Source organism: Gracilibacillus sp. YIM 98692, assembly GCF_010993965.1.
Taxonomy (GTDB): domain Bacteria; phylum Bacillota; class Bacilli; order Bacillales; family Amphibacillaceae; genus Gracilibacillus.
Genome location: NZ_WIXM01000002.1, coordinates 251,462 through 265,022, shown reverse-complemented (window position 1 = coordinate 265,022; position 13,561 = coordinate 251,462). Strand labels below are relative to the sequence as shown.

The window sequence follows — 13,561 nt, the reverse complement described above, 5'->3', positions numbered from 1 at the left end:
GATTAATGTTCTATTCATAAGTATCCTAATCAAAAAAATATTTAAAAAAGTTTGCCAACTTTGGCTCCTTCTTTTTAGTTTTTCTATGCTGAGTGTCTTGTGTTGAATTCACAGGTTTCTTTTGCACTGTATCTTCTTCTTTTGGTCGATGAACAGTAACTGCTTGAGAAAACTCTTTTCCTTGTATTTTCGCATTCTTGTAAGCAAATTTCAAGATGCCAATCCCTGCAGTGTATTGTGGTTCACGAACCCCTATGTAATCTGGAATTGTAATTCTAACATTGCTCTGATACATATCTTGTGCAAGATCTGCTGCCCCAGGCATGCTCATGGTTCCTCCAGTTAGCACTAGCCCGCCGGGTATGTCTTGAAATCCCATTTTTTGAATCTCCCTAGCACTATAAAAATAAATTTCCTCTAATCTAGCTTCAATAATTTCTGCCAAATCTAATTGACTGTATGTTTGCTTTTGATTACTGCCAATTATATTGACATGAAAAGTTTCTTCTTCACTCGCATCATCATAAAAGGCATGGCCATATTTCAGCTTCATATCTTCTGCTTCTTCTGTCGTTGTTCTTAAGCCGATAGATAAATCTTTTGTAATGTTGTCACCACCTAGCTGCAACACACTTGTAGCAACTAAACTATCATTCTCAAAGACAGAAATAGTTGTACTCCCACCACCGATATTGAGTAAAGCTACGCCTAGATTTTTTTCATCTTTCGATAAAGCCACTTCTCCTGTAGCCAAAGGCTGAAGGCAAATATCCATGACACTTAATCCTGCTTTTTCAACACATTTCAAGATATTGTGCAACATAGTCTTGGAACATGTAATAATTGTTCCTTCCATTTCAAGACGGACACCTATCATTCCTCGTGGATCTCGAATTTCATCTAACCCATCGACAATAAATTGCTTAGGTATAATATCAACGATTTCTCTTTCAGGAGGTATGGAAATGACTTGCGCTGCATCCATCACTCGATGTATATCTTCTTCTATTATCTCTTTGTTTTCATTGGATACCGCTACAACTCCATGACATGGTTGCAAATGAACATGACTGCCATTAACCCCTACGATAACTCGATCTATATGTATATCTACCATTCTTTCGGCTTGTTCAACTGCTGATTTAATGGATTGAACTGTTTGATCAATATCAACAATTGCTCCTTTTTTCATTCCTAATGACTTAGCAGCCCCAACTCCAATTATATTTAATGAATCACCTAGAATTTCACCGATAATTACCTTAATTTTCGATGTACCTATATCAAGGCTGACTAAAATTTCACTGTTGTCCATGAGGCACCTCCTAATTCTATGCATTTATCTATCTAATACTTCATATAATAAACTGTGTTACGTACTATTATAATAAAAATTTACATGTTTTTCATGGTTCAAGCGAAATTTTCAGAGAAAATTATTTATTATAAAAATTATTCTATATGATTTGTGGAAAATCCTTTATTTTTCTTGGATTTTTTAAATAATCCTCCCTTTTGGATGGATATTTTTCTTATATTGGAAATGTTTTGTAACATCCGAATACCCAATGCGATAACAGCTGCTAAATATAGTTCTACACCTGCCATCTCTCCAATGAATACTATTACTAAAGCAACCATCACATTAAAGAAAAAGCCCGAAATAAAAAGTTTATTTTGGAACTGTCTTTCTAATTGTGCTCGAATACCTCCTATTAGTGCATCCAATGCTGCAAGTATGATAACTGCCAAATAGTTGGTGTATGCTTCCGGTATTGTTATATTGGTTAATAAACCAAAAATTAACCCTAATATTAAGAAGATAATAGGTATCCCCATTACTCTTCACCTTCTCCCTCTACAGCCATGACTTTTACATCTTCAAAGTCAATAGCACCATCATATTTAGGTAACGTGATATTTTCTACTGTTTCTGTATGAATCTCCATATTTTCTAAAGCGAAATAATCCAACGACTCACTTACATTCACGTAGTCCACTAATCGAGAAGGCTCTTCAGATAATACATATAATTTAATTGGCAAGCTCCCAATGGAGTAGTTGTTTACATATACCTTTTCGTTCACATCTCTAATAGGTGAAATATTCACTATACGTTCATTGCCTATAGCAATATCTGTTGCTCCATAGGTATTTAATTCATTGACGAGATGATGAATAAGGTCTGCAGTTATTTGGGGGTATTCATACTGGTTTTCTTCTGTGAAAATTGGCTCAATGGTAAGGATGACACCTGTCCCCTCTTTCTTGGTTAGGCCTGCCTGTTCTTTCAATCGTTTAATCGACTCTTTTAATGAAGCCATTTGCTGTTGTTCTGTCTGTTCTTCATATAGTTTTAACATTGCTTCACTTTTTTCAATCTCTTTATATAAGTTTTGTTGTTTCATTTGCTCTTCTTGTAAGCTAGTGCGAATTTCCCACAAGTCTCGCGTATCTTTTTCGGTTGGCTTTTGATTGGTTTGTATTAAAAAAGCAATACTAAGCCCTATACAGAAACAAAACAAAGCAATGGCTATCTGATTTTTTCTTTTCAACTAGCTCACCTTTCTATTCTTCCTTTGCCAACATGTTCAATTCCGAATTCTTCTCAAATGTTACTTCCACATTATCTTGAACAAGCATATCAATGACACCATTTTTTAAATATAGGCTTTCTTCTAATACTTCTTGATCACCGATTGCTGTAATAACAAAAGGAGCTGGATAACCATTCCCGTCAACTGTAATAATAGGGCCAACACAAGCAATATAGCTATCACTATATATTCTCTGACCATTTATAGCAACAGCTTTTGCCCCTGTTGTATAAAGTTCGTTAACCAAGCGATGAATGTGGCGGTCATGCACGATATACTGGTTCGCATGATCCTCATCAGGAATATAGCTCGCATCTCGTAACGTTATGGATACACCCTCCCCTTTGATTGGCATCTCCCCAGTAAACTTTTGCAGTTTCACCTTTGTTTCAACTAGGTTTTTTAGTGTATCTGCATCATCTGCCAGCTTCTGTTCAAGTTCTTGAATATTTTGTCTTATTTGAGACAATTCTGCTCTTAATTGTTTATTAGATTCTTCTATTTCAATTAACTGCTTACGGTAAAAATAACCTCTGTCCCAATCATTATCATTTAATTGTACGATTTCCGCATTTGTATTTCCTTGTTGGATCGAATATGTCACCCAAAAACCCGTAAGAAGGAAAATAATGGATAAGGAAATTTTAAGAATCTTCATTTTCACCCTCCATCATTTCTTCCTGTTTTTCTTCAATCGTGTATGGTGTGAAAACAGCTCCGCCTTCATCAATTTTAATTTTCCCAGATTCGTTGTTATCAAGCTGAGAAATAATAGAAGGATAGCTATCCAAGTAAGAGGATAAATTTCGTATAGTGGATTCTACCTCATATCCATCTGTCATAAAAAGAGTCACCTTATACGGATTACCCTCACTTGGAGTCCATAATATTTCAGAAATTAGAGCCATGACTTTTGGGGATAATCGGTCCAATTCATCCACCAGTTCATCTAAATAATTGTTTTGGAATCCTTTGATAAACGGAACTGTAGATTCTACGTTTTCCCATCCAATATCTTCTAATAAATCTCCATTTGCTAAAATTGGATAAATGTTATTCCCTTCCAGTACATAGCCTACATGCTTTAACTCTTCTACTTCTAAGTGTATCTGATTCGGGAAATTTTTCACTACTTTGACGGATTCGATTTGGGGATGTTGTTCAATGCTTTGGCTTACTTTGGTGCTATTGACGCCCCAATAATTAGACTGGCCCGATACTTCAGATAGGGAAATAATTTCTTCTGTAGTTACCCACTTATGGCCAGTAACCGTGATTTCCTTCACATGACTTAGTGGTGATTGTAAATAGACTACCAATGCTATTAACAAGAAAAAAACTGTTAAATATATGATTAATCGACGGTTGGATTTTCTTTTTCGTTCTTGCTTTAACTTAGGAATTCGGTCTTCTATTGATACAACTCTTTTTTCAGCCATTCTAGTACTTCCTTCTTTGATTTATAATTTATTCCACTTGTTAAATTATAACATACCGAAAAAAACAAGTAAGCCAAAAAGAAGGATTTTGTTTAAGGGATTCTTAATAGTACTTTCTATATTTACTGATATTGATTAATATACCTACCGAGCAAAGTGTTAAGGTTAAGGACGAACCACCATAGCTTAAAAATGGCAAGGTAATCCCGGTTACTGGAATTAAACCGATCACAACACTAATATTAATCATCACTTGAATCGCAATCATACCAACAATCCCAACTGCTAACAATCGAGCAAATAGATCAGGTGCATGCAAAGCTGTTATGATCCCTCTCCAAATAAACAGGAAAAATAGAAGAATGACAAATGTCGCTCCTATAAAACCAAGTTCTTCGGCTATAATAGCAAAAATAAAATCATTATGCGGTTCAGGTAAATAAAAGTATTTTTGCAAACTATTCCCAAACCCTACACCAAATAAACCACCCGGTCCAATGGCATAAAGAGACTGAATAATTTGAAAACCATTACCTAATGGATCTTGCCATGGATCTAAAAAGGCTGTGATTCGATTCATACGGTATGGTGCAGATATAATAAGAAATAAAAAACCGATTACTCCAAAGCCTGCTAAAAAACCAAAATGCACTAGTCTTGCACCTGCTATGAATAATAGGAGAAAACAAGTTAATACAAATACCATCCCTGTCCCTAAATCCGGTTGCAGCATAATTAAAAGAAATAAGAAGATAATGAAACTCAAAGGAGGTAAAAATCCTTTTTTGAACTCTTTTATGTAGGATTGATACTTTACTAAATAACCACTCAAAAATAAAATCATGCCTAATTTCATAAATTCAGCTGGTTGAATACTGAATGCTCCCACCCCGATCCAGCTTCTTGCTCCACCTCTAACCATACCTATTCCAGGGATTAGTACTGCAACTAACAGTATAAAGCATATGATAAAAATCACCTTACGATACTGCAACCATTGAAAATATGGGATATTGGAAACAACCATCATTAATACAACACCAATTCCTGCAAAAAGTATTTGGCGTTTTGCAAAAAAGAAGGGATCATTAAATTTATATTCTGCCCATATGGAAGAAGCACTATAAACCATTACTACTCCAATTAAAAGAATAGACACGATAGATAACAGTAATAAACGATCTGCTGTATTAGATTGTTTTGAATGAACATTTAGTTCCATCAATAAAAAACCCCCACTCCAAAAGGATTATGGGGCTTTATAAATTATGATTCATGTAACCTAAAATTCTATCGATCTAGCACAGATGATAATAGACAAGCCCCTATTATAATCTATGCACGGAATCAATAAACATGTTACCTCTTTGCTCAAATGTTTTATACTGATCCCAACTTGCACATGCAGGTGACAACAATATGACATCCCCTTTTTCAGACAATGCATATGCTGTTTGTACTGCTTCTTCCATGTTGTGTACGTGCTTAATAAATGGGATGCCGTACTGCTCTCCTACTTCTTTAAATTTATCAGCGGTTTCTCCAAATAAAATAAATGCTTTCACATTTTGTAAATATGGGCTTAAAGCTTCAAATCCATTTCCTCTATCTAATCCACCCGCAAGCAATATAGTCGGTTGTGAAAAGGCAGATAATGCTTTGGATGTAGCTAGTATATTCGTTGCTTTAGAATCATTGTAAAACAACCTTCCGTTTACCTTATCAACAAATTGCAGACGATGTTTTACTCCAGTAAAAGTGCTTAAGACCTTTCTTATAGTATCATTTGAAATTTGATAAGTTTTCGCAACTGCTACGGCCGCCAAAATGTTCTCTATATTATGTTCTCCAACCAATACAATTTCGTCTAATGAAATAATTTTATTACCGTTAAAGAAAATGGATGTCCCATCAGAATAAGCACCCTCGTTTTGAAACTTTTGACAACTAAATGGCACTAATGTCGATTTGGCTGATTGTACCATGCTTTGTACCTTTTCATCATCAGCGTTGTATACTAAGAAATCATCACTTGTTTGGTTTTTAAAAATATTAGCCTTTGCTTGCATATAATTTTCCATTGTTTGATGATAATCCAAATGAGCTTCAAACATATTAAGTACAACGGCTACTTGAGGTACAAATTTCTGTGTACCTAATAGTTGGAAAGAAGAAAGTTCTACTACCATCGCTTGATCCTCTTCTACCTGCTCAGCTACTTCTGAAGCAACATGACCAATATTTCCTGCTATTTCAACAGATACTTCTCCATATTTTAGCATTTCATAAATTAATGTAGTTGTCGTTGTCTTTCCATTTGATCCTGTAATACCAATTAATTTTTCAATGCCCAAATAATAAAGTAATTCAATTTCCGTCACAACAGGAATTCCTTTATGAACTGCTTCATTGATCAAGGGGTTTTCATAAGGTATGCCTGGATTTTTGACGATTAAATCCGTTTGATCTAATAAGGATAACGGATGATCCCCAAGAACGACCTCTACTCCTTGATTTTTCAATTCCAATACATTTTTGTCATTTTTCTTTGCACGCAAATCATTCACTGTTACTTGTACATCATTGCGTGAAAAAAGTTTAGCGACTGCTGTACCGCTCTTCGCTAAACCAAGTACTAACACATTTTGAAATGGAAATGCTGTTAATTTTCTCAAATAGACCACACCTCAATATAAATACCTAAAATTGCAAATATAATACCAACTAGCCAGAAGGTTGTTACAACACGCCACTCTGACCAACCTTTCAATTCATAGTGATGATGTAAGGGGCTCATTCTAAATACACGCTTTCCAGTTGATTGAAATGATATTACCTGTATTATGACAGATAATGTTTCAATGACAAATACACCACCAATTATTACTAATAACACTTCTAACTTTAATAAAATGGCGACAGCAGCTATTGCGCCTCCTAAAGCCAAGGATCCTGTATCACCCATAAACACTTTTGCTGGATGGGCGTTAAAAACTAAAAATCCTAATAAACCGCCAACCACTGCTAAACTAAACAATGTTAAATTTAAATTTGGCACCCCATACCAAGCTAAAATAGCAAATGCTCCAAAAGCAATAGCTGCTGTTCCAGCTAATAATCCATCTAACCCATCCGTTAAATTCACAGCATTGGAAGCACCTACTAACATGATGATAATAAAAATAGAATAAAACCATCCCAGCTCCCATTCCACACTTGTTCCAGGAATAGCAACCGTTGTATCAAATTGATTTTGTTTAAGCACAAAATAAAAAATGATTGCAATAATGATTTGACCTAAAAGTTTTTGCTTGGAGTTTAAACCTAAATTCCTTTTTAGTACTACTTTGATAAAGTCATCTAAAAAACCTAGTAATCCAAATCCTAGTAACACAAGTAATAATAAACTAAGTTGATAGTCAATCGATCCAGTTACTTTCACAATAACTATCAAACTGCTAATAGCAATACTTACAATAATCATTAATCCACCCATTGTTGGAGTACCAGATTTCTTTTGATGAGATTTGGGTCCTTCTTCACGAATACTTTGCCCAAACTTCAACCTTTTCAAGAAAGGAATGAAAATGGGGGATATTAAGACGGTGATCAAAAATGCTATCGCTATTGTTATTAAAAAAGTATATTCACTCATTCATTTCCTCTCCAATCTTCTACCCGTCAGCAAAACTAATCTCTAGAATACTTTATTTTTTATAACAAGACAAGATATTTCTTTCAGTTATTCGAATTCATTTTAAATAGGACAATGCTACTTGCTCATCATCAAAATTAATCACTTTATCCCCTATTATTTGATACGTTTCATGTCCCTTTCCTGCAATTAACACAACATCGCCTTCTTTTGCACTTTCAATTGCTGTTTTAATCGCTTTTCTGCGATCTAACTGTATCGTGTAATTTTGATATGTTAAAGAATCTACCATGTCATCAATTATAGCACCTGGTGACTCAGATCTAGGATTATCAGAGGTAAAAATGGCTTCATCTGCATAACGACAAGCTACTTCAGCCATCAATGGTCGTTTCGCTTTGTCTCTGTCACCACCACAACCTATAATCACACGAACATTCCCATTACTAAATCGCTGAATGGTATCTAATACATTCTCAAGAGAATCAGGGGTATGAGCGTAATCAACAATTACACCAATTCCTTTGTTATTCTTAATAGGTTGAAATCGTCCCTTAACACCAGTTGTTTGTTCTAATACTTGTTTAATCATGTCTAATGAAATCCCTGCGTAATAAGCACTAGCAGCTGCAGCGAGCATATTATATATACTAAAGTTTCCCATGAGATGACTACGTATAAATAGGTTTCCTAATGGGGTATGCATAACGAACGAACTCCCATTAGCATGTAAAGTTACCTCTGAAGCATAAAAATCCGCTTCGTTTTTTATTCCATAAGTGACAACAGGTTGAGCAGTGGATTTTATTAAAAATAGCGCATTTGTATCATCCACATTTATAATCGCATATTTCGGCCTTGACGATAGATACTCGTTTCCCAATTGAGAAAATAATAAACTTTTGGCAAATAAATATTGGTCCATTGTGTTATGATAATCAAGGTGATCCTGACTTAAATTCGTAAAAACAGCCATGTCAAATAAACAGCCATGGACTCTTCCTTGATCCAAGGCATGTGAAGATACTTCCATCGTTGCTACATCCACATCATTTTCTACCATTTCGTTGAAACTTTTTTGTAAAAACAATGCATCTGGTGTTGTATTTTTAACAGGGGATGTTTGTTGATTAATTTTCATTTGAATTGTCCCAATTAATCCAGTATTATAAGAAGCATTTTCAAACATCTCATTAATTAAATGACTAACAGTTGTTTTTCCATTTGTACCAGTAACACCAATTAATGAAAATTGTTTGGTAGGCTGGTCATAAAACTGATTAGCTAAAAGCGGTAATGCTTTTTTGGTATCTGGAACCTCGATAACAGGGGAGGATAATTCCATCTTTTTCTCAGAAATAACAGCAACTGCTCCTCTTTCTACCGCAGCTTGCGCATAGTCATGACCATCAACCGTAAAGCCTTTGACACAAATAAACAGAGATCCTTGCTTTACTTCTCGATGATCCATCTCTATGCTATTTATAGTAATCGTTTCAATATCGCTTTGACACTGATATGTCGGTAAAATTCTAATTAAGTCCGTTATTTTTTTCATACTTACTCCCCTCACTACCTAATTCATTCTATTGCATATATTATATCAAAACAGATCAGGGTTTTCGATATTTCTTTCACACTATTTATCGCCTAGTACAATTCTCACTTTACTGCCTTCTGCTACTTTTTCACCAGCCTCTGGGGCTTGGTCAATAATGTAGTCACCATCACCTAACACATCAACTTGTAACGAAACCAAGTAATGCCGCAACTCCTCCCTCTCTAATCCTATTAGATCAGGCACTTCTACCATTGGAGTATCAGGCCATTGATACAACTTTTCTACTCCTCCATCTTGCTTCGGAATGTCCATCGCAACTAAGCTATCATGAATCACATTTCCTACAATAGGCGCTGCTACGACACCACCAAATTGAATCGTATCTTTTGGATTGTCAATCGCAACATAAACAACTATTTCTGGATCATTAGCAGGCGCAACTCCAATAAAGGATACAACGTAATTATTTTCCATATAACGCCCGTCTTTCCCAACTTTCTGTGCTGTTCCCGTTTTACCCCCAACACGATAACCTTCTACATAAGCACTTCTACCTGTTCCTAAAGCTACCACATGTTCTAAAGCATCACGCACCTTTTCTGAAGTACTTTTGGAAATGACTTGTCTTTTCATCGTTGGCTCTGTTTTTTCAACCACTTCTCCACTTACTGGGTCTAAAAGAGCATCTGCAACATATGGTTCATATAAATAGCCGCCATTAACTGCTGCGGATACGGCCATAACTTGTTGAATAGGAGTAACGGACACACCTTGACCAAAAGAGGTTGTCGCTAATTCAACTGGACCTACGTTTTCTAGATTAAATAAAATACCATTTGCTTCCCCTTGCAAATCGATTCCAGTCTTCGTCCCAAACCCAAAACTCTCTATATATGAAAACAGTTTTTCTTTCCCTAATTTCTGCCCCAAAGAAATAAAGCCAGGGTTACAAGAGTTTTGGACAACTTCTAAGTATGTTTGGTGTCCATGACCACCGCTTTTCCAACAATGTAAATGGGCTCCTCCTACCTCTATGCTGCCATTATCAACGAATTCATCTTCACGTAAGTTGACTACATTTTCTTCCAAAGCTGCTGACAATGTCATGATTTTAAACGTAGAACCAGGCTCAAATGTACTCCAAATTGGTAAATTACGGTTATACACTTCCGCATCGATCTCTTGATAATTACTAGGATTAAAATTAGGTCTTGATGACATGCCTAAAACACTGCCGTCATTCGGGTTAACTGCAATGGCTATAGCACCATCCGGATTATATTTTGCTGTTGCTATATCTAACTCTCTTTCTATGATGGTTTGAACCTTGGAATCTATGGTTAACTGGAGATCATAGCCATCTACTGGCGGCTTATACTCGTCTGCCATTTGATCCATGCGCTTCCCTTTTGCATCACTATAAAAAGATAGGCTCCCTGGCGTTCCACTTAATTCTTCGTCATAACTAAGTTCTAGCCCTGTCAATCCTTGATTATCTATACCACTAAAACCCAAAACATGGGATAGATAAGAGCCAAATGGATAATGCCGTTTAGAATCCTCTGCAACATATACACCGTCTAAATTTAAAGCTTGCACAGCTACTGCTTTATCCTCAGATATTTTCCGTCCTTCTGGCTGCATGATCACAATTCTTTCATTTTTCGTCACATTATCTAATGCATCTTGATAGGACATACCTAATACTTTAGAGAGTGCAGATGCTGTTTCTTCTGGGTTAGAAACTTGCCTTGGCACGACCATCACCGTAGGAGCAGAAACATTTTCTGCTAAAACTTCACCATGCTTGTCAACAATTTTTCCGCGTTCCGGTTCAAATACGATATCACGACTCCACAAAGCTTGTGCTTGTTCCATTAAAAAATCTGACCAGACAAATTGTACATATCCTAAGCGAATAATAATGATACCTATCACTATAAAAGCAAAAAGAAACACAGTGACTATTCTTTTTTGAACGGTCATATTGGTAACACGTTTCATATCAAATCTCCTTTGGTTGAAGAAACTTTTTGTCCCAATATATGTTTATTCTAAATTGAATAGAACACTGTGTATGTATGAATTATGTGTTATTTTCTAATCCTTGTTCTTGATCTGTTGATTCATCGGTTGGTTCGGTTGTATTTGGTGGAGATAATTCGATCATAATATAATCTTGTTCTTTAATCTCATCTCCTGGATTGATGCTTTGATCTGTTACATAACCGTTCCCTAACCACTCCACATCTAAATGAAGAAAATCTCTCAAGAAGAGAACATCACGCAATGACCACCCTTTAATATCTGGCATTGTTGGATTATCGGTTAAAATCAATAGTTTTTGAGATGGAGTTATAGCTTCACCAGCTTCTATACTAACTCTTTCGATTTTTTCACCATTACCAATCACAATGGGACTAAGCCCTTTTTGCTGTAATTGTAGGGCATATTCATCAGCTGTCTTGCCATTCCATGATGGTATTTCCACTGCCTTAATCGGTTCGGCCTTTTCTTTATCTGGTTCAATGCTCAAGTAACGCAAGCTGTTCTCCATGACATTTTTAAAAATAAAAGATGTCGGAGCAGAGCCAGGCTCATATTCTTCTTCATTTAAATCAGGTTGTTTAACAGATACATACATAATTAACTCTGGATTTTCTGCAGGTGCCATGCCTAAGAATGAAAAGATATAATTTTCATGGCCTGTCATATACCCGGGTGTTTCTGGATCGGGAATCTGTGCTGTTCCTGTTTTGCCTGAGACAGTATAGTCCGTTAAGTTATAGGCATTGTGACCGGTACCCTCTTCAGCTGTAATCACAGTCTGCAAAATGTCTAACGCCGATTGTGCTGTTTCTTTTGAAATAGGTTGACTTACTACCTCTGGTGAGTTGGATTCTATGACTTCTCCTGTTTCATGTTCAGTTGTCTGTTGTATAATATAAGGCTGCAGCATTTCCCCATCATTTGCAATAGCAGATGCTGCTTTGACTAATTGAATAGGTGTCACTGTAGTTCCCTGACCAAAAGATGTCGTAATTTGTTCGATGGGATAATCATATAAAATTCTACCCGCTACTTCTCCCGGCAAATCAATCCCTGATTTTTCATCAAAATCAAAATGATTTAAATAATCTAAAAATGTATTTGGTTCAATTTTCTCATAGGCAAGTTTCGCTGCACCAACATTAGAAGAACGTTGAATCCCTTCTAAGTATGTCATCGTTTCTCTCGGAACTCCGCTATGATCATTAATTGGCCTTACTTTGCCATTTGCAGTGTAGGAACCAGCTTCAAATGTCTCATTAGGATCCCATACACCTTCTTCAATCGCTGCTGCGAGTGTAAATATTTTCATCGTAGACCCTGGTTCAAATGGTGTTGCAATCACATCGTTATACCAATTCTCCACTTCGCTTAACTGATTGGGGTTAAAGCTTGGTCTGTTACTTAATGCTAGTATTTCCCCAGTTTTCGCATCCATGACAACGGCTGTGATCCGTTCTGGGTCATATTCTGAAACTACTTCAGACATGGAGTCCTCTAATAAGGTTTGAATTTTTTGGTCAATGGTTAAATAAACGTCATTTCCATGATCTGGTTCTTGTATGACCTCTTTCGGATTTAACAGCTTCACATTATATTTATCACGTTGATAAGAAATAGAACCATCTTGACCAGTTAACCAATCATTCATGTAGTTTTCCATTCCGCTAATGCCAAATATATTTTCCCCCGCATCACTTTCCTCTTTATCTGTCAATCCTAACGTATGTGATGCAAACATTCCATTTGGGTAAAATCGAATGGGTTCCTCTGTGAAGTTAATACCTGGTAAACTTAAAGCTTCAATTTCTTCTTTTACTTCTTGGCTGATTTGTTTACCGGCTTGTCCAAATTCTACTTGAAAGCGATCCTTTTCTTTGCCTTCCTTTAAGATATCAAGCATATCATCTGGGTCCATATTAATTAAGGGAGCTACTTGATTGGCTGTCTTTTCAAGGTCTTTTACATGCTTTGGATCTAATGGGTTTGTTGTGTATGATTCTCTTAAAATGGCATATAAGCGGTAAACCATATGTTCTTGGGCAAGAGGTAACCCATTACGGTCAAAAATCGTACCTCTTTGTGCACGAATTGAGTATTGATTTGTTCTTTTTTCATCGGCTAATTGCTGTAAGGATACTCCAGAAACAACACCAGTGGCTTGTATGTATACAAACCTTCCCGCTATGACGAGAAAAGCCAATGAGAAGAAAACGAACCAAAAAACGGTCATCACTTTAGTTGACTTATTTTGCATATT

The 13,561-nt window shown here is 36.1% G+C and carries 11 protein-coding genes; all 11 read right to left on the bottom strand.

What is annotated here, in order from left to right:
• Nucleotides 1-25: 25 nt before the first annotated feature.
• A complete protein-coding gene (gene ftsA / locus GHD00_RS03510; RefSeq protein WP_163536722.1) occupies nucleotides 26-1,315 on the bottom strand; it encodes a cell division protein FtsA in 1,290 nt (429 codons plus the stop codon).
• A 137-nt stretch (nucleotides 1,316-1,452) separates the two neighbouring features.
• On the bottom strand, nucleotides 1,453-1,839 hold the full coding sequence (locus GHD00_RS03505) for a small basic family protein (protein ID WP_163536721.1): 387 nt from the start codon (nucleotides 1,837-1,839) through the stop codon (nucleotides 1,453-1,455).
• Complete coding sequence (locus tag GHD00_RS03500; protein WP_163536720.1) at nucleotides 1,839-2,555, bottom strand: DUF881 domain-containing protein; 717 nt, start codon at nucleotides 2,553-2,555, stop codon at nucleotides 1,839-1,841. The genes GHD00_RS03505 and GHD00_RS03500 overlap by 1 nt, the downstream gene beginning before the upstream one ends.
• A 13-nt stretch (nucleotides 2,556-2,568) precedes the next feature.
• Nucleotides 2,569-3,255, bottom strand: coding sequence for a DUF881 domain-containing protein (locus tag GHD00_RS03495; protein ID WP_163536719.1), 687 nt, complete (start codon nucleotides 3,253-3,255; stop codon nucleotides 2,569-2,571).
• Complete coding sequence (locus GHD00_RS03490; RefSeq protein ID WP_163536718.1) at nucleotides 3,242-4,036, bottom strand: cell division protein FtsQ/DivIB; 795 nt, start codon at nucleotides 4,034-4,036, stop codon at nucleotides 3,242-3,244. The genes GHD00_RS03495 and GHD00_RS03490 overlap by 14 nt, the downstream gene beginning before the upstream one ends.
• 103 nt (nucleotides 4,037-4,139) lie before the next feature.
• A complete protein-coding gene (gene spoVE, locus GHD00_RS03485; protein WP_163536921.1) occupies nucleotides 4,140-5,258 on the bottom strand; it encodes a stage V sporulation protein E in 1,119 nt (372 codons plus the stop codon).
• 106 nt (nucleotides 5,259-5,364) lie between these two features.
• Nucleotides 5,365-6,711 (bottom strand): UDP-N-acetylmuramoyl-L-alanine--D-glutamate ligase, encoded by a 1,347-nt coding sequence (murD, locus tag GHD00_RS03480; protein ID WP_163536717.1) that lies wholly within the window; start codon nucleotides 6,709-6,711, stop codon nucleotides 5,365-5,367.
• Nucleotides 6,708-7,691 (bottom strand): phospho-N-acetylmuramoyl-pentapeptide-transferase, encoded by a 984-nt coding sequence (mraY, locus tag GHD00_RS03475; RefSeq protein WP_163536716.1) that lies wholly within the window; start codon nucleotides 7,689-7,691, stop codon nucleotides 6,708-6,710. Before mraY ends, murD begins: the two co-directional genes overlap by 4 nt.
• 97 nt (nucleotides 7,692-7,788) lie before the next feature.
• A complete protein-coding gene (locus GHD00_RS03470; RefSeq protein WP_163536715.1) occupies nucleotides 7,789-9,249 on the bottom strand; it encodes a UDP-N-acetylmuramoyl-L-alanyl-D-glutamate--2,6-diaminopimelate ligase in 1,461 nt (486 codons plus the stop codon).
• 81 nt (nucleotides 9,250-9,330) lie between these two features.
• Nucleotides 9,331-11,256, bottom strand: coding sequence for a stage V sporulation protein D (locus GHD00_RS03465; protein ID WP_163536714.1), 1,926 nt, complete (start codon nucleotides 11,254-11,256; stop codon nucleotides 9,331-9,333).
• Between the two features lie 82 nt (nucleotides 11,257-11,338).
• The gene (locus GHD00_RS03460) at nucleotides 11,339-13,558 is read right to left on the bottom strand and encodes a penicillin-binding protein (protein WP_163536713.1); all 2,220 of its coding nucleotides are present in this window, start codon (nucleotides 13,556-13,558) and stop codon (nucleotides 11,339-11,341) included.
• Nucleotides 13,559-13,561 lie beyond the last annotated feature (3 nt).

What these genes read in the sequence shown, in the direction of transcription:
- ftsA (WP_163536722.1), bottom strand. Translation starts at nt 1,315, where the DNA reads ATGGACAACAGTGAAATTTTAGTCAGCCTTGATATAGGTACATCGAAA.
- GHD00_RS03505 (WP_163536721.1), bottom strand. Translation starts at nt 1,839, where the DNA reads ATGGGGATACCTATTATCTTCTTAATATTAGGGTTAATTTTTGGTTTA.
- GHD00_RS03495 (WP_163536719.1), bottom strand. Translation starts at nt 3,255, where the DNA reads ATGAAGATTCTTAAAATTTCCTTATCCATTATTTTCCTTCTTACGGGT.
- GHD00_RS03490 (WP_163536718.1), bottom strand. Translation starts at nt 4,036, where the DNA reads ATGGCTGAAAAAAGAGTTGTATCAATAGAAGACCGAATTCCTAAGTTA.
- spoVE (WP_163536921.1), bottom strand. Translation starts at nt 5,258, where the DNA reads ATGGAACTAAATGTTCATTCAAAACAATCTAATACAGCAGATCGTTTA.
- mraY (WP_163536716.1), bottom strand. Translation starts at nt 7,691, where the DNA reads ATGAGTGAATATACTTTTTTAATAACAATAGCGATAGCATTTTTGATC.
- GHD00_RS03470 (WP_163536715.1), bottom strand. Translation starts at nt 9,249, where the DNA reads ATGAAAAAAATAACGGACTTAATTAGAATTTTACCGACATATCAGTGT.
- GHD00_RS03465 (WP_163536714.1), bottom strand. Translation starts at nt 11,256, where the DNA reads ATGAAACGTGTTACCAATATGACCGTTCAAAAAAGAATAGTCACTGTG.
- GHD00_RS03460 (WP_163536713.1), bottom strand. Translation starts at nt 13,558, where the DNA reads ATGCAAAATAAGTCAACTAAAGTGATGACCGTTTTTTGGTTCGTTTTC.